This is a genomic window from Hymenobacter ruricola (assembly GCF_015694525.1).
Taxonomy (GTDB): domain Bacteria; phylum Bacteroidota; class Bacteroidia; order Cytophagales; family Hymenobacteraceae; genus Hymenobacter; species Hymenobacter ruricola.
The window spans coordinates 242,030-262,734 of sequence record NZ_JADQDM010000005.1; the positions used below are offsets into that span (position 1 = coordinate 242,030).

19 protein-coding genes are annotated in these 20,705 nt (G+C 62.8%); 10 read left to right on the top strand and 9 right to left on the bottom strand.

The genetic code is table 11. The annotated features are described in order from the left end of the window. Nucleotides 1–198 precede the first annotated feature (198 nt). The gene (locus I2H31_RS12580) at nt 199–1,215 is read right to left on the bottom strand and encodes an AraC family transcriptional regulator (RefSeq protein WP_196293384.1); all 1,017 of its coding nucleotides are present in this window, start codon (nt 1,213–1,215) and stop codon (nt 199–201) included. Between the two features lie 150 nt (nt 1,216–1,365). On the opposite strand from I2H31_RS12580, the gene I2H31_RS12585 reads away from it, so the two are divergent. After that, nucleotides 1,366–1,851: a YdeI/OmpD-associated family protein gene (locus I2H31_RS12585; protein ID WP_196293385.1), complete on the top strand. Its 486-nt coding sequence runs from the start codon at nt 1,366–1,368 to the stop codon at nt 1,849–1,851. A 9-nt stretch (nt 1,852–1,860) separates the two neighbouring features. Here I2H31_RS12585 and I2H31_RS12590 read toward each other — a convergent pair whose 3' ends face one another. Both I2H31_RS12590 and I2H31_RS12595 read right to left on the bottom strand, forming a co-directional pair. Beyond that, nucleotides 1,861–3,744 carry a T9SS type A sorting domain-containing protein gene (locus tag I2H31_RS12590; RefSeq protein ID WP_196293386.1) on the bottom strand — a complete coding sequence of 628 codons (1,884 nt, stop codon included), beginning with the start codon at nt 3,742–3,744 and terminating at the stop codon, nt 1,861–1,863. Between the two features lie 246 nt (nt 3,745–3,990). Beyond that, nucleotides 3,991–4,431 carry a DUF2141 domain-containing protein gene (locus I2H31_RS12595; protein ID WP_196293387.1) on the bottom strand — a complete coding sequence of 147 codons (441 nt, stop codon included), beginning with the start codon at nt 4,429–4,431 and terminating at the stop codon, nt 3,991–3,993. Between the two features lie 165 nt (nt 4,432–4,596). Between I2H31_RS12595 and I2H31_RS12600 the strand changes: the two genes are divergently transcribed. The 3 genes from I2H31_RS12600 (at nt 4,597) to I2H31_RS12610 (ending at nt 7,046) form a co-directional block, all read left to right on the top strand. Beyond that, nucleotides 4,597–5,046, top strand: a complete 450-nt coding sequence (locus I2H31_RS12600) for an META domain-containing protein (RefSeq protein ID WP_196293388.1) — start codon at nt 4,597–4,599, stop codon at nt 5,044–5,046. 172 nt (nt 5,047–5,218) lie between these two features. Further along, a complete protein-coding gene (locus I2H31_RS12605) occupies nt 5,219–5,599 on the top strand; it encodes a GIY-YIG nuclease family protein (protein ID WP_196293389.1) in 381 nt (126 codons plus the stop codon). Nucleotides 5,600–5,714: 115 nt separating this feature from the next. Further along, nucleotides 5,715–7,046, top strand: a complete 1,332-nt coding sequence (locus I2H31_RS12610; RefSeq protein ID WP_196293390.1) for an NAD(P)/FAD-dependent oxidoreductase — start codon at nt 5,715–5,717, stop codon at nt 7,044–7,046. Nucleotides 7,047–7,048: 2 nt separating this feature from the next. Here the strand turns inward: I2H31_RS12610 and I2H31_RS12615 are convergent, their stop codons facing one another. After that, a complete protein-coding gene (locus I2H31_RS12615; protein WP_196293391.1) occupies nt 7,049–7,660 on the bottom strand; it encodes a DUF4276 family protein in 612 nt (203 codons plus the stop codon). Continuing rightward, a complete protein-coding gene (locus tag I2H31_RS12620; protein ID WP_317192225.1) occupies nt 7,650–8,954 on the bottom strand; it encodes an AAA family ATPase in 1,305 nt (434 codons plus the stop codon). Before I2H31_RS12620 ends, I2H31_RS12615 begins: the two co-directional genes overlap by 11 nt. A 393-nt stretch (nt 8,955–9,347) precedes the next feature. On the opposite strand from I2H31_RS12620, the gene I2H31_RS12625 reads away from it, so the two are divergent. Beyond that, a complete protein-coding gene (locus tag I2H31_RS12625; protein ID WP_196293393.1) occupies nt 9,348–10,022 on the top strand; it encodes a hypothetical protein in 675 nt (224 codons plus the stop codon). A gap of 283 nt (nt 10,023–10,305) precedes the next feature. Further along, nucleotides 10,306–10,728: a hypothetical protein gene (locus tag I2H31_RS12630; RefSeq protein WP_196293394.1), complete on the top strand. Its 423-nt coding sequence runs from the start codon at nt 10,306–10,308 to the stop codon at nt 10,726–10,728. Between the two features lie 82 nt (nt 10,729–10,810). On the opposite strand, the gene I2H31_RS12635 is transcribed toward I2H31_RS12630, so the two are convergent. After that, nucleotides 10,811–11,416 carry a DUF4136 domain-containing protein gene (locus tag I2H31_RS12635; RefSeq protein ID WP_196293395.1) on the bottom strand — a complete coding sequence of 202 codons (606 nt, stop codon included), beginning with the start codon at nt 11,414–11,416 and terminating at the stop codon, nt 10,811–10,813. 327 nt (nt 11,417–11,743) lie between these two features. On the opposite strand from I2H31_RS12635, the gene I2H31_RS12640 reads away from it, so the two are divergent. Both I2H31_RS12640 and I2H31_RS12645 read left to right on the top strand, forming a co-directional pair. Further along, nucleotides 11,744–12,580, top strand: a complete 837-nt coding sequence (locus I2H31_RS12640) for an alpha/beta fold hydrolase (protein ID WP_196293396.1) — start codon at nt 11,744–11,746, stop codon at nt 12,578–12,580. A gap of 297 nt (nt 12,581–12,877) precedes the next feature. Beyond that, nucleotides 12,878–14,209, top strand: coding sequence for a Gfo/Idh/MocA family protein (locus I2H31_RS12645; RefSeq protein ID WP_196293397.1), 1,332 nt, complete (start codon nt 12,878–12,880; stop codon nt 14,207–14,209). Nucleotides 14,210–14,396: 187 nt separating this feature from the next. On the opposite strand, the gene I2H31_RS12650 is transcribed toward I2H31_RS12645, so the two are convergent. After that, nucleotides 14,397–17,279: a TolB-like translocation protein gene (locus I2H31_RS12650; RefSeq protein WP_196293398.1), complete on the bottom strand. Its 2,883-nt coding sequence runs from the start codon at nt 17,277–17,279 to the stop codon at nt 14,397–14,399. A 180-nt stretch (nt 17,280–17,459) separates the two neighbouring features. Between I2H31_RS12650 and I2H31_RS12655 the strand changes: the two genes are divergently transcribed. Continuing rightward, a complete protein-coding gene (locus I2H31_RS12655; protein ID WP_196293399.1) occupies nt 17,460–18,014 on the top strand; it encodes a YceI family protein in 555 nt (184 codons plus the stop codon). Nucleotides 18,015–18,147: 133 nt separating this feature from the next. On the opposite strand, the gene I2H31_RS12660 is transcribed toward I2H31_RS12655, so the two are convergent. Both I2H31_RS12660 and I2H31_RS12665 read right to left on the bottom strand, forming a co-directional pair. Beyond that, a complete protein-coding gene (locus I2H31_RS12660; RefSeq protein ID WP_196293400.1) occupies nt 18,148–19,152 on the bottom strand; it encodes a fatty acid desaturase in 1,005 nt (334 codons plus the stop codon). A 95-nt stretch (nt 19,153–19,247) separates the two neighbouring features. Then, a complete protein-coding gene (locus I2H31_RS12665; protein WP_196293401.1) occupies nt 19,248–19,646 on the bottom strand; it encodes a hypothetical protein in 399 nt (132 codons plus the stop codon). Nucleotides 19,647–20,001: 355 nt separating this feature from the next. Here I2H31_RS12665 and msrA point away from each other — a divergent pair, with 355 nt between their 5' ends. After that, the gene (gene msrA / locus I2H31_RS12670) at nt 20,002–20,676 is read left to right on the top strand and encodes a peptide-methionine (S)-S-oxide reductase MsrA (RefSeq protein ID WP_196293402.1); all 675 of its coding nucleotides are present in this window, start codon (nt 20,002–20,004) and stop codon (nt 20,674–20,676) included. Nucleotides 20,677–20,705: the final 29 nt, after the last annotated feature.

Here is a 20,705-nt window from a genome sequence, read left to right on the forward strand (position 1 = left end):
AAGAGAAGTGGTTTGGGCCGGGGGCAAACCCACCGGTGCGGCCATCGAAAGCGGCTGTAAGCCAATGGCCAGCAGGGGAAGCAAGCGCTGTTTCATGGTTGCAAATTTTCGCTCCCGAGCCCGCCTGCTCCGTACCTTTTTCCGCCAACCCGTTACCAGTTTGCGTCACCTTATCAAACCCGTGTTTGCGGCCTGCTGCTATGCCGCCCGGTAGTTGCCGGGGTTTTGCCCGGTCCAGCGCTTAAAGGCCCGGCTAAAGGCGCTCACCTCGTTGTAGCCCAGCAGGTAGGACACTTCTTTCAGCGGGTGGTGGCCGGCCTGCAGGTAGTGAAGGGCCAAGGTTTTGCGCACGGCGTCGGCTACTTCCTGGTAGGTGGTGCCTTCGTCCTGCAGCTTGCGTTGCAGGCTGCGCGGGCTGAGGCAGAAGTTGGCCGCCAGCGCTTCCAGCGACGGCAGCCCCAGATAGGCGTTGGCCAGCAGGTGCCCGCTTATTCGGTCCTTTAGCTGCGCGGCCGCGGGCTTTTCCGCCGTCAGCGCCGCCACTTTTTTGAGCAGCAGCGCCTGCATTTCGTAGCTGCCGGTGAGGATGGACAAGTCCCAATAGCAGTTGTCGATTTCCAGCACGTACTCGCCCGGTTGGCCGTCGGCAATTGCGGCGGCCCGCAAGGCCCGGGCGTGGTCGGGCAGCCGGCGCGCGGCGGGCGGAAACCAGACCGCGTCCGGCCGGATGCGCTCCAGCACCAGCCCGTCCAGTTCGTGTAGCACAAACGCCAAAAAGAATTCCATGAGGTGGCCCAACGCTTCTGGCACCGCCGATGACGCCCCGGGCAAAAAGTGAAACCGCAGCGAGAAGCGTTGCCCCGAATGGGTTATTGCCAGCCCAATCTGGTCGGTAAACAGGGGTAGCAGCGGGACCGCCTGGGTCAGGGCCTCGCCCACGGTGCGGCTGCTTTGCACCAGCTGGCTCACCACGCCCAGGGCCATGGGCGTGGCAGCCTCGCCAAAATGCAGGCCAAACAGGGGGTCGTCGGTCAGGTGGGCGGCGTTGAGCCAGAGGTCGTGCCATTGCTTGGCCGAAAGCGGGCCAGCCGGCTCGTTCAGCAGCGCCGTTGGGCTAACGCCGGCCAGCTGCTCCAGGCGGGCCGGCGCCGTGCCGCGCTGGGCCGCGTAGGCAAACAGGGAAAGCGCAAGTTGCTGCTGCGGAGAAGGGGGCATGGCGTTTTTGGCAAAACTACCCGGCGCCCATTGGCCAGCCAACTGGTGGCGTTTGCGGACAACGCTTTGGCGCGCGAAGACAAGAAGGCGTGCAAAAACCAGCGCCGCTGCTAGCTTTGGCCGCACCGGCCAGCTCAACATTCATACGCCATGACCGAACCCATCCATTTCCGGGCCCAGTTGGAGCCGGGCGGCCCCAGCTTTATGCCCACTCAAACCATTGTGGTGCCGGCCGAGGTGCTGGTAGCCTTGGGCGGCAAGGCGGCCAAGCGCGTCATTGTCAGCATTCGGGGGCACGCGTTGCGGCTGGGGCTGCTGCCGTTGGAAGGCGGCGGGCGCTACCTCATGCTGAACAAGGACGTGTGCCGCGCCGTGGGCATCGAGCTGGGCCAGTGGCTCGACATCGACATTACCCCGGACCCCAACCCCGACCACGTAGACCTGCCCCCGGAGCTGGCCGAAGCCCTGGCCGCCTGGCCCGAGGCCGAAACGGCTTTCCACAACTACAGCGGTGCCCACCGCCGCGCCATGGCCCGCTGGGTGGATGAGGCCAAGCAAAAAGAAACCCGCGCCCGCCGCGCCGTGACACTCACGGAACGACTGGCGCGGGGCCTGCACCCCTTTCGGGGCGATTGATTTTAGGGCTTACTGCTTCTCCAGACGCTGCACGGTGCTGCCCTGCGCCGTGCGCACGTGCAGCAGGTACAGGCCGGCGGGCACGCCTGCAAGCGGCAGTTCCTGCGCCCGGCCGCCAGTTAGGCTGGCGCGCAGCCACAGCTGGCCGGTGAGGCGCACGAGGCGCACTTCGCAGGGCGTGGCGGGAGCCGTGCTCAGGTCCAGGGTGAGGCGGTCGGCGGCGGGGTTGGGGTAGAAATCAACGGGCTGGTTGGGGACGGCTACGCTCACGGTGGCCGCTTTGGAGTAGGTGGTGGTGCCGTCCACGTCTACCTGGCGCAGGCGGTAGTAGCTGGTGCCCGGCAGGGGTTTGGCATCCACGGCGGCGTACTCCATGGCTCGCGTCGAGCTGCCTTGTGCTTTGGTTTCGGCCACGGCGGCGAAGACCTCGCCGTCGGCGCTGCGCTCTATCACAAAGGCTTTGCTGTTATGCTCCGTGGCGGTGGCCCAGCGCAGTTGCACGGTGCCTTTGCTGGCCTGGGCCGAGAAATAGGTGAGCACCACCGGCAGCGGCGCGGCCGAGCAGAAGATGGTGGCGCTGCCAATGGTGCCGCCGGCCGCGTCGAAGCCGTTGGAGGGGCTGCCGGCGTCGCAGAAATTCAGCCGCCCGGTCACGCCGAAAGCGCCGCTGTTCTGCGTGTAGCCGCCGGCCGTGATGGTGCCGCGCTGGGGCGCCGCCGGGCCCGTGACAACGCCGCTGGCGCTGTTGGTAAAATTGGCGCTCACGGCGAGGGTTCCGGCGTTGGCAATGGTGCCGCTGTTAACGGTTTCACCGCCCACGCTGAACGCGCTGCCGCTGCTGTTGGTGAGGCTGCCACCGGCGTTATTGTTAAAATTGCCGCTGGCGGAAATGGTGCTGGCGTTAGTAATGGTGCCGTTGTTCACGATTCCGCCGGTAACGCTGAACGTACTGCCGCTGCTGTTGGTGAGGCTGGAGTTGCTGGTAATGGCCGCCATACCGCCATTCAGGTTCATGGTGCCGTTATTGACGAGGGTGGTCGAAGCCGCGATGCCGAGGTAGCTGCCAAACGTGGCCGTGGCCCCGGCGGCGTTCGTGAACTGGCTCGGGCCCGGGCTGGGGAAGTTGAAGCCCTGCGTCCAGTTGGCGCTGTTGCTGACCGCGATGGAGCTGGAGCCACTGGGCGTCAGGCCCGTGCTCCAGGCGCCGGCCGTGTGATTAACGGTGAGGCTGCCCGTGTAGTTAACGCTCGTGGCGTTCCACGTGCCGCTATTGTTGAGAATAATGGTACCCTTCGGCTCGATGTACCCCGACCAGGTGCCCGTGTTGGTGATGGACATCGCGGACGCCACGCCGTTCGACGGCTGCAAGCTGCCTGACCAGGTGCCGTCGTTCACCACGGTTACGTTGCCGGCGTAGGTCGTGTATACCGCCCAGGTCGTGCCGGCCTTGTTGTTGACGGTGCTGCCGGCGGCCAGGGGCTGAATGCTGCCGTTCCAGGTGCCATAGTTGTTGATGACGACCGGGTCCTTGAAGTTATTGCCCACGTACGAGTTCCAGACCGCGCCCGAGCCTGCGGCAGTGCCGTTGTAAATGATGGTGTTGGCGGTGTTGTTCGGCACCTTCACCGTGCCGTTCATGGTGCCGCTGTTGCAAATGGTGACGTTGTCGCCGGCCACGTTGATGGTGCCCGTGAAGTTGACGCCTGCTCCAATGCAGATGGTGCCGTTGCTGGGGCTGAAGTTGTTGCCGGCATTGGCGGCGGTGATGGTAATGTTGCAGGTGGTGCACTGGGCGTGCGCTTCACCGGTCATGCCAACCAAGGCCACTGCTCCGCAGAAGAGCACCAACTTCCCCACGACTAACGCACGAAGGAGGGTAAAGGCTTGCATCATAGGATTTGGTATTTAGGTGAATACAGCAATGTTTGCGCAAAATTAAAGGCCATTCCCATTTCCGTACAAGCGTAGCATCAGTTAAAGTTCTGATTATTTGACAAATGATAGCACAGCCTTCCCACTCATAGACGAGTAAATATTATTATTGCCAGAAATACCATGCACAAAAAAGCCGCCAGCGCGGGGGCGCTAAGCGGCTTTTCGGGGGCACTTTGGAATGGATTATGGCAACTGGGATGCCGTTTAGTCTTTCAACACGATACTGACGACCTTGCCGGGCCCGTCGACCATGAATTTGCACTCATCGAAACCGGGCGCGGCCACAGTGGGGCGCACATTGTTGGAAAAAGCATACGGCTCGGTGGGGATGCCGAGGAAGTTCTTGTCGATTTTGTCGTTGTTGTTCAAATCCTGGGTAATGGCCACGGCCCACTCGCCCCGGGGCAGCTCCACGGGCAGCGTGAATTCGCTCTTGCCGGCCGGCTTTACGGATTTGGAAAACGCCCACTTGCCGCTTTTCAAAAAACCTTCGCGGGTGTTGTAGAAATACAGCCGGACGGCCGCCGTGGTCGATACCAGGGACGTGACGGTGACCGTCACGGACTGGGGCTCGGCGGGCGCGGGGGCGGCCGCGGTCAGGAGCAAACCGCTCAGCAGCAGCGAGGCAAGGGGCAATACGGTCATAAGCGGAAAGAATATCAGTGGAAGTAGGCCGGCAACACCCGTGCTTACGCAAAGAGTTCGGAAACAACTGGTTTTGCCTTGGTGCCGTATGCCGAAATGCGCGGGCGCGCCGCCGGTTTTTTGTTATTATTGCATTTCTCCTTCGCTCTTTCGCCTGCTTTTCCGATGACGCCTTCGCGCCGCCTTTTGCCCCTGGCCTTGCTGGCCACTCTTGCCCTCAGCAGCTGCGAAAAGGAGGAGCTGGGCTCTCCCACCGCCGCCACGCTGCTCGACGCCCGCTGGATGCTGGCGCAGGTCGACGACTTTCCGGTGGCGGCCGCCAGCTACTCCGGCACCGCCGGCTCCTACCTGGAGTTTGTGGGGCTGGGCACCTGCACCGTGGGCCTGGGGCCGTGCAACAACTTCAGCGGCCGTTTCACGCTCGGCGGCGGGCAGCAGCTGGCGCTTTCGGCGCCCATCCCCACCCGCGTGCCGTGCCCGGTGCAGGACCTGGAAAACCACTACCTAACCAACCTGGCCCTGACGGCGCGCTACGAAATCAGCGGCGAGGAGCTGCGGTTGTTTGACAAGGAAAAGGCCGCCCCGCGGCTGGTGTTTCACCGGGCCGGGAAGTAGGCGCTGCGGATTAGCGGTTCAGAACAAAAAAGAACGTCATGTCGAGCTTGTCGAGACATCTCGCGTGGGAGAGTAATCCAATCATCAGGAATTAGTCGTGGCACGCGAGATGTCTCGACAAGCTCGACATGACTGATGGGCCGGCGAACTGGCAAATCACGAAGCTTGCACGATGTACGTCTACATCCTCACCAATCCCAAGCGCACGGTTCTGTACATTGGCGTGACCAATGACCTGCCCCGGCGATTGGATGAGCATAGCAGCGGGTTGGGAGAAACGGGCAAATTCACCGGCCATTACCAATGCAATCTGCTGGTGTATGCAGAATTATTGCCCGATGCAAACCAGGCCATTGCGCGGGAAAAGCAACTCAAGAAGTGGGAAAGGGCGAAGAAAGAGGCGCTTGTTGAAAGCCTCAACCCGACGTGGGCGGCCATTGAGTTGGAAACGTGGGATGGCGGGACGGAAATCAGCGGCGAAGCTTTGCAAAGCCGGCTAAGAATGATTAGCGCGCAACGAAGCGGGCGAGATGTCTCGACAAGCTCGACATGACGGGCGACGTGTTGCCTTGGCCCGGGCATAGAACGGCCCCGCAACACAACCCCATTCCCCCAAACGGGGTAAAGCCACCCCATGCGGCCGCCATCCGGCCCGCAGCTTTATGGCAATGGAAGGGTTAACGAAAATTGACGACCTCGGCAAGCCGCGCGTGGTGATTGTGGGCGGCGGCTTCGGCGGGCTGGAGCTGGCCAAGGCGCTGGCCCACGCCCCGGTGCAGGTGGTGCTGATTGACAAGCAGAACTACCACACGTTTCAGCCGCTGCTCTACCAGGTGGCTTCGGCGGGGCTGGATGAAGGCGACATCGTGTCGCCGTTTCGCAAAATCCTGAACGAGCAGGACAACTTCTACTTCCGGCTGGCCGAGGTGCTGTCCGTGGATGCCCAGGCCCAGATTGTGGAAACCAGCATCGGCTGCGTGCGCTACGACTACCTGGTGCTGGCCACCGGCGCCACCACCAACTACTTCGGCGACGCGCAGATGGAAAAAAACGCCATCGCCATCAAGAGCGTGGAAGACGCCCTGGAGCTGCGCAACACCGTCCTGTCCAACTTCGAGCAGGCCCTGCAGCTCGGCGACATGGAGCAGCTCAACAGCCTGCTCGACTTCGTGATTGTGGGCGGCGGCCCCACCGGCGTCGAGATTGCCGGGGCCCTGAGCGAGCTGCGCACCCACGTGTTTCCGAAGGACTACCGCGAAATCGACTTCAAGGAGATGGACATTCACCTGGTGCAAAGCGGGCCGGTGCTGCTCAAGGGCATGTCGGCCAACGCCTCGGAGCAGGCCCTGAAGTCCTTGCAGAAGTTTGGGGTGCAGGTGTGGCTCGATGCGCGGGTGAAGTCCTACGACGGCTACACGGCCACGCTCAACACCGGCCAGCAGCTGGTGGCGCGCACCCTCATCTGGGCGGCCGGCGTCACGGGGGCGCCCATCAAGGGCCTCGACGCGGGCTGCCTGCTGCCCGGCAACCGCTACGCCGTGGACGTGTACAACCGCGTGCAGGGCTACGAAAACGTCTTCGCCGTCGGCGACATTGCCCTGATGAAAACGCCCGAGTACCCCGACGGCCACCCCATGGTGGCCCAGCCCGCCCTGCAACAGGGCCGCCGGCTGGGCGAAAACCTGCACCGCGTGCTCACCCACCGCCTCATGGAGCCCTTTCACTACGACGACAAGGGTGCCATGGCCACCATCGGCCGCAACCACGCCGTGGCCGACATCAAGCTCTTCGGCAAGGAATACCACCTCGACGGCTTCCTGGCTTGGCTGGCCTGGAGCGTGGTGCACGTGGTGTCGCTCATCGGCTTCCGCAACCGCCTGATGGTGCTCTTGCAGTGGACCTGGAGCTACTTCAGCTACGACAAGGGCCTGCGCTACATCATCGGCAAGACCCGGGCCCCGCTGGTAGAAGCGGACGTGGAGGGCAAGGCGATAGTGTGAGGCTAGCGCAGGGCTTCCAAACCCTCGCAGAAGTAGCGGAAGCTGGCGGAGGTATTGCGGGCCAAGTCGGTGCTTAGCTGTTCCGCAATTCGTTCGGCTACTTCTATTTTGAGGTATTTATTGACGTAATAACCCCCTTCTCTCAACACTTTGTGCAGGGTTTCCCATGTGTCTACTATCGCGTCCGGGTCACGGTTCAGTCCTTTGAAGTGATGCGAACGCACCCGCGAATAAGCCGTTTGAATAGCCTGCCGGTCGCCTAGAAACCATGCTTCCAGTTCTGCAACGGCCAATCTGGTCAGCACCCGAAAAGGTTGATTGGGCCCGGCGGTTGTTTTGGTAAGCAGATGCGCCGCGCCCACTAGGTCTTCGAGCTTCTTTTTTACTTTGCGACAATCTGAGTCTGCGTCCATCAATATCACCACGCGCAATTCGGGCTCGTGCGGAATCCGGCTGGCGTAGGTTTTCAGCAGGGATGGCAGCCGGAGCAACAGGGCGTCTTTGCCCCGATGCGGCACACAGCGCCACGTGTCGCCGGGTGGCAGCAGGCGAGGTAATAACTGATGCAGCGCCGCTTCGGCTGAAGGCTCTTCCAGCAAAAATTCAACGTGCATCGGGAGCCGCGTTACGGGGGGATGCCAGCGGGTCGCCCACGGTGAAGAAATTGCTAGTCCACAAGTATCCCAGCGGCGAACCGTCCTCCACCATTTGCTTCACGTTGGGGATGTCGGCCGTGCGCGTGGCCTTGGTGTAGCCATCGGGGCCCCGGTCCAAAATCCACACGTCTTCGGGCTCGAATGAATCCAGCAGAAAGGGCGAATGGGTAGCCACCAGCAACTGTCGCTGTTCGGAAGCTTTCATTAACTCCTCTGCTAGTCGCGTCAGCAAGCGCGGGTGTAGCTCGTTTTCCGGCTCCTCAATGCCCAGCAGCCCGGACGCATCCGGCTCGTAGAGCAGCGTGAGCAGCGCGGCCAGCCGCATGGTGCCGTCCGACATGTATTGCGCCGGCAGCGGCTTTTCAAACGGCGCGTCCTTGAAGCGCAGCAGCAGCCGCTCATCGGAGGTGATTTCTGGCACGATGTCGGCCAGGCCCGGCACCCAGCGCCGCATTTGCGCCGTGATGTTGGCGAGGGTTTCCGGGTGCCTGGTGTGCAGGTAGTAGAGGACGTTGGGCAGGTTGTCGCCGTTGGGCGAAAGTTTTTCGCGCGGGCCGGCGTCGGAATAGCCCTTTAGGTGGTCGTCGGTGAGGTGGACGTAGCGGTAGGAAGTAATAGCGCTAACCATTAGGTCAGTATTAGACTCAATAACCTCCCAATGTGACTTTGGAAGTATGAAAAGATTTAATAAATCGCCCCGTACGCCTGCGCGGTATGATTTTTCCACATCAGAACTATACTCGTTTCTGTGGCTTGTAGAGTCGCGTTTCTTGGCCTTATCGCGCACGGAGTAGAATATGCGCTGAATGTCCTTTCCATTATTTAGGGATAGCACTTCATTGACCACATTAATCGTTTCCTCTTCTCCGCCAACTGATAGATTATATATAATACTGCCCTCTTCTACAATACAGTGAACCTCAAACTCAATATTCCCCTCACTCCCCCGCGTCCGCATTCCCTGGAACCGGTTCCGCTTTTCCCACGCCCCCACCAGATTCCCCCGCACCGCCTCGGCCAGAAAATCCAGCGCATCCAGCACCGTGGACTTCCCGCTACCGTTCGGGCCGATGAGCACCGTGAGGGGTGTGAGGTCGCGAAACTCCACGTCGCGCAGGGCGCGGTAGTTTTTGATGCGCAGGTAGGTGAGGCGGGGCACGGCCGGAGAAGCCTGGGCGGGGGTGGGCATAATGAGCAGGGTTTTCCACAAAGTAAGGCGGTAGGTCGAAGTAGTCCGCGGCGGAACTTGCATTCTCCCAAATCCTCCCTACCTTCCCGCACCGCTTACCCCCACGCTCTCACCCCTAACCCCCACGCTACCAACCGCCGCCGGGATGCCCCATTCCCCGGCCGCGCCACTCGCCGGCACCGCTACCGTGCTTGCCAACCCGGCCACCACGATAGCCAGCCCGGCAACATGACATGACGTCATGGTAAATATGCTTGACGCCTCGGCAGCATGACATGACGTCACCGCTGCTACCCTTGTCACCTCCGCACCTATGCTTGTCGGCTTGGCCGGCAGGCTTGCCAGCCCGGCCGCCATCGTCGCGGCCGCGGCAGGCATCGTTGTCAGTTCCGCCGCGTTTGGTGCGGCCGGGGCTTCCGCTGTTTTTTCACGTTCACCCTTTTTCCAATTCTCCCCATGAATGATAAGCAGCGGGCCAAACTGGCCATGTTCCAAACCACCCTGCGCGTGCTGAAAGACCACGCCGCCGACTACGCCGGCAACAAAGCCCTCACCGCCGCCGTGGCCACCTTCGAAACCGAGGTCAACATCCTCGACCCCGAGCACCAGGCCCAGCGGCCCGAGTCGGGCGGCCTCACCCTCGTCAAGAAGAAAACCCGCCAGCGCGTGGCCGCCGCGGCCCACAACATCGGCGCCGCCCTCTTCGCCTTCGCCGCCGACCCCGCCCACGAAGACTTGGCCCTGCAAGCCGCCGTCGACTACTCCCAGCGCACCCTCGAACGCAAGCCCGACGCCGAGCTCGTGCGCCTCGGCGCCCTCATCCACGCCAAAGGCACCGAGCACGCCCAGGCCCTGCTCGACCTCGACGTGGCCCCCGCCGACCTCATCGAGCTGCGCGACGCCCTCACCCAGTTCAAGGCCGAGCAGGCCGCCCCCCGCGCCGCCCGGGCCGAAGGCGCCGCCGACACCAAAGACCTCGCCCGCACCTACCGCGAAGCCCAGGCCCTGCTCCGCGACCAAATCGACCGCCAGCTGGCCCGCTACGAAACCCGGCAGCCCACCCTGTTCGCCGCCTTCCAGTCGGCGCGCAAGCCCAACGCCACCGCCGCCCGCAGCGCCAAGCCAGCCTAGCGCGGCCCGGTCAGCCGTCATGTCGAGCGCCGTTTGGCCGTCATGTCGAGCTTGTCAAGACATCTCGCACGTGATAGTAATCCTTTTCTTTCGATTGAGTTACTATCTCACGTACTATCTCACGCGAGATGTCTCGGCAAGCTCGACATGACGGCCAAACGGCGCTCGACATGACGGCCGAATGGCGCGCTCTACCTCTTCTCCGGCGCCCGTGCAACCTTGCAGCCCCGCGGCCGGTCAAGCCCCTGAAACCGAATTTCAGCCCTTTACCCCCGCTCCCGCCATGCGCCCACTCGTTACGCTTGCCCTCGCCCTTGGCTCCCTGGCCACGCTCGGCTGCCACCACCGCAAATGCGAGGACCCCGCCCCGCAACCCACCACCTGCTTCCCTGCGCCCCGGTGCTATTCCGGCGTCATCGTCGGCGACGCCTGCCCCGACGGCGTGCTGATTGACGTGGACGCCGCCACGCCCATCGGCCAGGCGGCCGGCAGCCTCGGCGCCAATGTGGTGGCCGCCGTCAACGTGCCCGACTTTGGCAGCCTCAACCGCGTGGGCCAGCGCGTGTTTTTCTTTTATCGCAACGACCCCAACCAGCAATACCCGTTGCGCCCCTGCCCCGCCATCGGCACGCGGCTGCAAGTGCCGCACCTGGTGCTCAGCAACCTGTCGGCCACCAGCTGCACCGGTATCGGCGGCAACCGCTAGCGCTATCCCCGTCTTCGGCCCTGCCCCGAATGACAACGCCCGGCCAGGAATGGTCGGGCGTTGTCATTCGGGGCGGGCCGGCTCAGGAACCGCCGGTTTTGCCTTTCGGGAATTTCTCCAGAATGTCCTTGGCCGCGTCGGCAAACTGCGAGCCCAGGCGGGCGGGGTCGTTCACGGGGTCGGCCATTGAGCCGCGCCACACCAGATTGTTGGTGCGCGCGTCGATGAAGTCGAGCACCAGCGTGCCCTCGCGGTATTGCTCGGTGTGGGTGCCCTGGTAGTAGGCCGGCGAGTAATAGTAACCGTAGTTGACGGGCAGCAGGGCGCCGCGGTAGCGCACCAGGTAAGGGTAGGCAAAGGCCGATGGCGGAGGCGTGGGGTTCATCACGGTGCGCTCGGCCTGCTCCACAAACAGGTGGGTGGTCACCAGGAAATCGGGGTTGCGCTCCACCCGGCGCAGGCCGCGCTTGCCCAGCTCGCTCTCGATGGCCTGCTGGATGTTGGCCTGCGCGATGGGGCTGCGCAGCAGCGGGTTTTGGTCGCCCGGGGTTTTCACCTCGGTTTCGGCCCAGGCATAGGTGCGGTAGTTGTTGAAGTCGACGTTGGCGCGCTGCTCAACGTTCACGGCCGGCGCGCAGGCGCTGAGCCACCCGAGCAGCAGGGCCACCCAGCAAAGAGAATATTTCATGAGGAGGAAGGATGAAAGTGGAAGGCAATGGACAGGCTAGCTTACCTGGCCGCCGAGCCAAAGGTTATGGCTCAGTTTATTGCCTGACAGCCCCGGCAAGGCCATTTTAGCCGGCACCACAAAGCAGTAACCGCCAGCCCGGAAAATAGTCTGCTGCTCGCAGCCCAACCGTGACTCCGGCTAAGCAACTGAATTCCCGTTGGTAAAAAACCAACAAATGCTATACCTACAGCTGTGCTTTTGTGATATTTCACATCCCCGAAATCCATATTGTGCGGAACCGGCGTATGTTGCATCCCCAATTGTTCACCCTTTTTCTGTTTTAGCATGACAACAACTGCTACTTCCGTCCTTGAGCGCAGCCACGTCACCATCTCCGGTGCCAAAGGCCCCAACACCCAAACCATCGTGTTTCTGCACGGCCTCGGCGGCGACCAAAGCGACTGGCGCCTCGTGGTACCCCACTTCGAAAAAGATTACCAGGTGGTGCTGCTCGACCTGATTGGGGCCGGCAAGTCGGACCAAAAGGCGTACGAGCCCAACGCCAAGCACAGCACCCTGGCCGGCCACGCCGACGACCTGCTGCAAGTGCTCAGCGCCCTGGCCCTGCACGACGTGGTGTTTGTGGGCCACTCGGTGGCCTGCATGATTGGCGTGATTGCGGCCGTGCGCGAGCCCGAGCGGTTTGCCAAAATGGTGCTGGTGTCGCCCTCGCCCCGCTTCATCAACGAGAAAGGCTACGCCGGCGGCTTCGAGCAAAAAGACATCAACGAGCTGCTGGCCGCCATGGAAGGCGACTACACCGGCTGGGCCCACGGCTTCGCCCCCGTGATGATGGGCCAGAAGGAAAGCCCCGAGTTGGTGATGGAGCTCACCAACAGCTTCGTGCGCACCAACCCTGAGATTGCCAAGCACTTCGCCCGCGTCACCTTCTTCTCCGACACCCGCGCCGAACTGGGCTTCCTCACCATCCCCACGCTCATCGTGCAGTCGGCGCACGACATCATCGCGCCCTTGGCCGTGGGGCACTACATCAACGAGCAGCTGGCCGACAGCCGCATGAAGGTGGTGGAAACCAGCGGCCACTGCCCCCACCTCAGCGCCCCCCAGGAAACCCTCTCCGCCGTCGACCACTTCCTGCACCAGGAAACCCGCCTGCGGTAAGGGCGAGAAAAGCCCAAGAACCGTCATGTCGAGCCTGTCGAGACATCTCGCGTGCTAGAGTAATTCTTTTATTTGATTGATTACTATTCCACGCGAGATGTCTCGACAAGCTCGACATGACGGCCTTACCGCTTGACCGCCTTACGGCCTGACCCCACGAAAAAGCCCCCGCCCAGCAGCGGGGGCTTTTTCGTGCCCGCCGTCGGGAACGATTGCGCAATTATTCCCGCCCGCGCATGGTGCTTTTCCGCGGAAAGACCGGCAAATTCACCTCAACAATCATTCCCACCGCACCTCATGGAACGCCGCACTTTCACCCAACTCACCGGCAGCGCCCTGGCCGGCTCGCTGCTCACCAATAATGCGCTGGCCTCGGCCCTGGCGCCCGCCCGCAAAACCCGCGTGGCCATGGTGGGCACCGGCCACCGCGGCCTGGGCATGTGGGGCGTGGAGGTGCTAAAGGAGCACGGCGACAAAATGGAGTTCGTGGGCCTGTGCGACATCAACCCCGGCCGCGTGGAAACCGGCAAGAAGATGCTGGGCGTGAGCTGCCCCACCTTCACCGACTTCGATAAGATGATGAAGCAGGTGAAGCCCGACGTCCTCATCGTGACTACCGTGGACGCCACGCACAACCAGTTCATCGTACGCGGCATGGAATACGGCGCCAACATCGTGACCGAAAAGCCGATGACGACCGACGAGAAAAAGTGCCAGGAAATCATCGACGCCGAAAAGCGCACCGGCAAGAAGGTGAAAGTCACCTTCAACTACCGCTACTCGCCGCACCGCCAGAAGCTGTTCGAGATGTTGCGCTCGGGCGTCATCGGCAACATCACCTCGGCCGATTTCCACTGGTACCTGGATGTGCACCACGGCGCCGACTACTTCCGCCGCTGGCACCGCCTGCGCCAGAACAGCGGCTCGCTGCTGGTGCACAAAGCCACCCACCACTTCGACCTGCTGAACTGGTGGCTCGACTCCGACCCCGAGGAAGTGTACGCCTACGGGCAGCTCAATTTCTACGGCAAAAACAACTCGTTCCGGCACACCCACTGCCGCCCCTGCCCGCACAAAGACAAGTGCCAGTTCTACTGGGACGTGACCAAGGACGCGCGCCTGACCAAGATTTACGTCGACAACGAGCAGTACGACGGCTACCTGCGCGACGGCTGCGTGTGGAAGGAAGACATCGACATCTTCGACAAGATGGCCGTGCAAATCAAGTACGCCAACCAGGTGCAGGTGAGCTACAGCCTCACCACCTACTCGCCCTACGAGGGCTACCGCATTGCCTTCAACGGCACCAAGGGCCGCCTCGAAGCCTGGATTAAGGAGCGCCAGACCTGGGACGAGGAGCCCTTCGATGAAATCCAGTTCACGCCCAACTTCGGCAAGCGCGAGCTCATCCGCGTGCCTAACAACGAGGAAGGCCACGGCGGCGGCGACGTGCGCCTGCGCAAGCAAATCTTCCAGCCCGGCGCCGACCCCTACCGCCAGTCGGCCGGCACCCGCGACGGGGCCATGTCCTGCCTGGTCGGCATTGCCGCCCGCCACAGCATCGACACGGGCAAGCCCGTGAAGATTGGCGACCTCACGACGCTCAAGCCGCAGGTTATTCGGGCGTAGGGGTCGTGTCATTGCGAGCGTAGCGAAGCAATCCGTCCTGTCAACACCAGACGCACCCTTTTATCAGAGAGCCCCGGTACCGCAGTGGTGCCGGGGCTTTTTAATTGGCTTTTTCACCATTCGGGGCTGGTCGTGTTGAGAGGACGGATTGCCACGGCCTGCGGCCTCGCAATGACAGATGGCCGCTTCAAATCCGGATATCGAACGCCAGCGGCTGCACCAGCCACTGCCGCAGCTGCGAGCTATATACCACCCGCACCCCGCCCTCAATGGGCGTGCGCAGCCGCAGCACGTTGAACTGCACCAGCGCATCCACGCCCACGTTCTGGTAATTGACCTTAAAATCGAGCCCCCGGATGGCGTCACCCTGCGCTAAGTCGCCAAACAGCGTGGCCCGCAGGCGCTGCACGTAGAGCCAGCGGCCCAGCTCCCAATGCGTGAAGGCCAACGGCAGGTAATAATCGAAGCTGGCCGCGCGCAGCCGGTCGAAGCTGGTGTAGCCCTCGCCGCGTGGGAAGGAAACGGCCGCCGCAAACTGGTACAGCCGCGGCCCGCCCGACTGGTCCTGCCACTGGTAGCCGGCCCGCAGGCGCACGGCGTGGTTGCGCGACAAGCCCGGCAGAAACACGCTGCCCTGCGCCGCCAGCTGCGTGGCTTCCAGCCCCTGGCCGAAGGGCGTGGTGCGCCAGGTGCCCAGCAGGGTGCCGCCCCACTTCGGGGCCACGCTCCGTGCGCTGCGCTTGAGCTGCGTGGCGTAGCTGAGCGTGGTCTGGATGGCGTTGAGCGAGGCGTTGGGCGCGGGCTCAGAGACTTTGCGGGTGGGCAGGTCGTAGTTGCGCACATCCTCATGCAGGAAATAGGTGCCCACCGTCAGCGCCTGCAAATACTTGGAATGCGTGAGGTTGAGCGGCAGGCGCAAGCCGGCCGTGAGGCGGGTGTACTGCCACTGGTCGCGGTAGCTGCGGCCCTGGGAGATGACGGCCGCGTCGCGCCCGCCGTAGGTCACGTCCACGTCCAGCACCGGGAAGCGGCCCTGGTAGCTCAGCGCCCCAATGGCGCTGAACGTGCGCTCCGTCTGGTCGTAGCCCAAGCCGGCGAACACCTGCGTGGTGCTCAGCAAATCCTGCGAGCGCAGGCCCACGGCCACGGCATTGCCGGCCGGGCTCTGCACCACGCCGTAGCTGAACAGGTTGAAGGCGTGCGCCAGCGGCGAGTAGCGGCGCACCCCGTAGCGCGGCGCCGCCGAGTCGGGCCGGGCCAGCAGGCGGGCCACTTCGCGGCCGGCCGGCTCCTGCGCCGTAAGGGCATCGGCGTAGGGACCGAGGGCGTCAGAAGTTGCCACCGGCACGGGCGCCCAACTGGTGCTGTCGAGGGGCATTTCTACCACGCGAGCGCCGGTGGCGCGGTAGTCGTGGAAGGCCAGCGTGCGGCCGTCCGGCGCCACGGCGGCATGGTAGGCGCCCAGCGGCCGGGCCGTGACGCGGAAGGTGCGGCCGGTGCGGGCACTCACCGCGTAAATGTTGTCGATGCCCGACTGCGCGGAATTATAGAGCACAAAGCCCTGCCAGGGCTGGGGATTGGCCAGGTTCACGTTGGCCACGGGCAGCAGCGGGCGGGCGGCGCCGGTGCTCGGGTCGAGGAGGACGACGGTTTTGCCGGCGGCGCTCAGCGTCACGGCCACGAGGCGGCGGCCGTCGGGGTGCCAGCGGGGCTGCAGGTATAGGTCGTTGGCGGGGTTGGGCAGGGTTTGCAGCTCGGCGCCGGTTGTAGCATCGAGGATGAAGAGGGCGTGGTGGTAGCTGGCATCGGTACGGGCGGCCACCAGGCGGGTGCCATCGGGCGAGAGGGCCGCAGCCGAGTAGCGCCCACTCCGCCCGATGCGCGTGAGCCGGCCGGTTTTCAAGTCTAACACCTTCAGTTCCAAAGCAATGCGCTGACCCCAGCGGGCGTGCTGCTGGAACTCGGGCCACACCGCCTTGCCGCCGTTCACCGACAGCATTTCCGGAAGGTTCAGTTGGCCCGGCGTGAACACCTTTTGCTCGGCGCCGTGGCGGCTGAGCTGCACCAGTTGCGGGATGTAGTCGAGGCCGGTTTTTAGGGCCAAAACCGTGCTGTCGGTTAGATATTGCGGGTATTCGTATTGCGTGAACACCCGCTCGGTAGCTTCTACCCGCAGCTCGCGCGCCGGCGTGGGCGCAGGCTGCGCGGCTTGCTGGGCGCGCCAGGTCGAGTCCAGCTCCGTCATGGCGCGGGCGTAGACCTGCTCCACCGTCAGGCCGGTGGTGCGCTTGATGCCGTTGGAAAACGAGAACGGGTAGAAGGGAAACTTGTAGTATTCGTCCAGCGCCTTGGCCCAGATGTTCGGGCCGTAGTGGGTTTTCAGGTACGACGTCATGAAATAGCCCAGCACGTACCAGTCGGGCACGTGGTCGCGCAGGGAGCCGTTCACGGCTTTCTGGTAGGAGTAGCGGCGGCCGGCCAGCAGGTTGGCGCGCAGGCCCACGCCGAAATTGGGGATGCGCCCGCGCCCGCTGCGCGTGAGGGCCGTTTCGGTACCCACGGCGTCGCCCTCGAAAAACCACTGCGGCACGCCCACGGCGGCCACGCCCAGGGCGCCGTCGCCCAGCAGCGGGCCCAGCACGCGGCCGATGCCCTGCCGGGCTTTCTCGAACTGCCCCACGTGCCGGAACTCGTGCACCACCAGCCCGTCGAGCCAGTCCACGGTGCCCAGGCCCAGGCCCTGCTGCGGCGTGGTGAAAAACTCGGCGTGCCGGGGCAAAAACGTCACGAAACCGTTGCTGACGGTGGTTTGGCTCTGCATCACCACCGAAATGGGCCGCGGGCTCACGCCCAGCGTGGCCACGTCGGGGTCGTGCAAGCGCTCCAGCCGGGCGGCGGTGCGCTGCGCGGCCGAGTCGAGCCCGTCGGCGTACAGCACCCGGAAATGCGGGGTGCGCACGGTGTGCCAGCGCAAGCCGGGCGGGTTTTGAGAGAGAACGGGCAGGCTTTGGGCCAAAGCCAGCGGAGTGGCCAAACCACTCAGCAGCCCCAGCAAGAGCAAACGACGCATAGGGAAACGGGTCAGCAGAAAACGCGCCTTAAAGAACGGTACGCCAGCGTTTGCACCGTTGCCAACAGGCCTTAAGCCAAGTCAAAATGAACTTCTAAAAAATAATTGATGTATCGACATCAAATGTAGCAACACTGATTATCTTTGCATTCATTATTCACCCAACCAACTTCAAACGCCATGTCTGAAACCGCCACCGCCGCCACGGCCACCAAATGGGTCCTCGACCCCACTCACTCCGAAGTGCAGTTCAAAATCAAGCACCTGGTTATCTCTACCGTTACGGGCTCGTTCAAGTCGTTCCAAGGCACCATGGAAAGCCCGGGCGACGACAACTTTGAAAACGCCCAACTCGAATTTTCGCTCGACGTGGACAGCATCGACACCAACCAGGAAATGCGCGACGGCCACCTCAAGGGCGAGGAGTTCTTCGACGTAGCCAAATTCCCGACCATCAAATTCGTGTCGACGGCCTTCGTGAAAGACGGCGACGCCTATAAAGTGACCGGCAACCTCACGATGAAAGACGTGACCAAGCCCGTGACGCTGGAAGCCGAATACGGCGGCTCGGCCGTCGATTTCTACGGCAACCACAAGGCCGGCTTCGAAGTTAGCGGCAAAATCAACCGCAAGGAATTCGGCCTCACCTGGGGCGGCATCACCGAAGCCGGCGCCATCGTGCTGGGCGACGACGTGAAGCTGATTGCCAACGTGCAGTTCGCCAAGCAGGCGTAGGTGCTGTAGCGTGGACTCTGCGAGTCCGCGCATTGTGGGGATGTTCGCCCAGGCGCGGACTCGCAGAGTCCACGCTACATAAAAAAAGCGGCTGCTTCACCCGAAGCAGCCGCTCTTGCATTGATACTCAGCCTTACACCGACAGCAGTTCCTTGTCCGGCACGCTCTGGTCCTTCAGCGTCGCATTGCCGCGCTCCTTGCGCGTGATGCGCGAGTAGAGGCTGATTTCCTGGTCGAACAGGAAGCGGAAAAACAGCTTGGTGTAGCTGGTGTGCGCCAGCAGCGGCTCGTAGAACTCGGGCGCCAAGGCTTTGATTTTGGGCAGGTTGTTCCACGGAATGCTGGGCATGTCGTGGTGCTCGTTGTGGTAGCCCACGTTCATGTTGATGCCGTTCAAGCGGCCGTAGTAGGAATAGGTTTCCTGCTCGGGGCTGAGGGTGAGGTAGTGCTCCTGAATCCAGCGGGCGCCCAGCGGGTGCAGGCCCACCGAAAACCAGAAGCTCAGGAACAGGTACAGCAGGGCGGTCCAGCCGAAGAAATAAACAATGGCGACATCGAAAGCCACTTGCGCCACAATGTTGGCCGCCACGTACTTGTCGATGGTGGCCACCTCGCGGCAGCGCGCCGTGCGAATAACCTGAAACAGCGGAAAGAAAAACAGCCAGATGGCCTTGCCGATGCTGTAGTTGTGAATCAGCTTGGCCTCGTACCAGTCGGGCAGGTCGGCGTCCAGCTCGTGCACGCCTTGAAAGACGTGGTGCTTGATGTGGAAATTCTTGAAGCTGATGGCTGTGGGAAACACCGACGGAAAATTGGCCAAGATGCCGGTGGCCACGTTCTGCCACAGCTTCTTGAACACCAGGTTGTGGGCCGCTTCGTGAATGACCACAAACAGCGTGTGCGAGAAAAACGCGCCCACCAGGTAGGCCACCGGGATGGTCCAGTACCACGCCTTGTCGCGCAGCAACCAGGCCAGCGCCACTTGCGCCACCACGCAGCCCAGGCCGATGAGGAAGGTGGTGGGGTTGCGCGTCATCAGCTGCTTCACCTCGGGGTGGGCCTTGATGATTTGGCGGGTGCGCACGCGGTGCGGCTCGGTGGCCGTGACCAGGGTGAAAGCGGTAGGGGCTGAAGCCATACGAAAGAGCTGAAAAACAGGCGCGGCTAAATGCAGCCGGCCTGGGCTTTCAGGCAAAAATACGGCAAATAGGTTCAGCTTGCGCGCCGGCGCCACTACAACTGCTTGAGCCAAGCTTTGGCGGTGTCGAGGTCGTCGAAGGTGGCGACGACGGAGTGGCCGGCCGTGAACTGCAGGGTGAGGTCGGTGGAAAGGCGGCTGTACACGTTGGGCGAATACACCCAGGCGAAGTACTGCAGGCCCGCCTCCTGCATGGCCGGAAACCACACCCGCCCGCCCCACTCGGCGGCTTCGCTCCACATGCTGGTCACGCGGGTGTTGTCGTTCAGCACTTTGCGGCAGCGCTGCTGGGCCAGCAGGCGCAGCATCTGCTGGCACCCGTGCTGCACGGTGGTCAGGTCCTGGTTGCCGTGCCAGTCGGCCAGCAGCCATTCGTTCAGGTGGTCGTAGAAAATGGTGATGTGAGGTTCTTCAAGTAGCGTTTGTAGGGCCATAGCGGAAAAGGAAGGGCAGGTTTCTTTGCTACGGTAAATACGTAGGCAGGGATACGCAACCGGGCAAATTTAACCGCGACCCTTAATTGAACGCCTACAGGCGGACTTTAGGCGCTTGGATAAATACGTACTATAGCGCCGGCTTCCCCGCGGCAGCCGCCTTTCCGCCCGTCCGCAAAATGCCTGCTTTTCAAAGCGAACTTTCGCCGGTTGGTTTAGCTTGTGGGCAAGCCGGACGGGGACCGATTTCGTATAGCTGAGCCACCGGCCGTTCCGGCTGTAAGGCCCGGGCCGCGGGCGCGTCTACCTGTCCGCAAGCCGGCCCGCCCGGCCGCCGTTTCTCACTTCCCAAGCCATGAAAAACCGTTTGAAATCCCTGACAAGTCTGAGCGTGCTGGCGTTTGCCTTTGCCTGCGGCTCGCACCCCGCCGCCGAGGCCCAGAACCCGCCGCGCTCCACGGCCGGCTTCGCGCCCGCCAACCTCACGGGCCTGGCCATGGCCACCTTCGCCGGCGGCTGCTTCTGGGCCCAGGAAGAAGCCTTTGAGCAGATAAAGGGCGTGAAGCAGGTGGTGAGCGGCTACGCCGGCGGCACCGTGGCCAACCCCACCTACGAGCAAGTGGCCCAGCAAACCACCGGCCACACCGAAACCGTGCAGATTTACTACGACCCCAAAGTGGTGAGCTACCAGAAGCTGGCCGACATCTTCTTCACCGCCTCGCACGACCCCACCCAGCTCAACCGCCAGGGCCCCGACGCCGGCCCCGAGTACCGCTCGGCCGCATTCTACCGCACGCCGGAGGAAAAGCAAATCCTCGAAACGACCATTGCCCGCGTGAATGCTTCCAAGGAGTACAGCGGCAAAATCGTGACCCAAGTGGTGCCGTTTCAGAAGTTCTGGCCCGCCGAAGACTACCACCAGGGCTACTACCGCCTGCACCCCGAGAACCCTTACATCGGCCACGTGTCGGCCGCCAAGGTGGAGCACGTGCAGAAAGCCTTTCCCAAAGACCTGAAGAACCCGCTGTAGGGCCGGGCCCCACTGCTCATTCAAAAAAG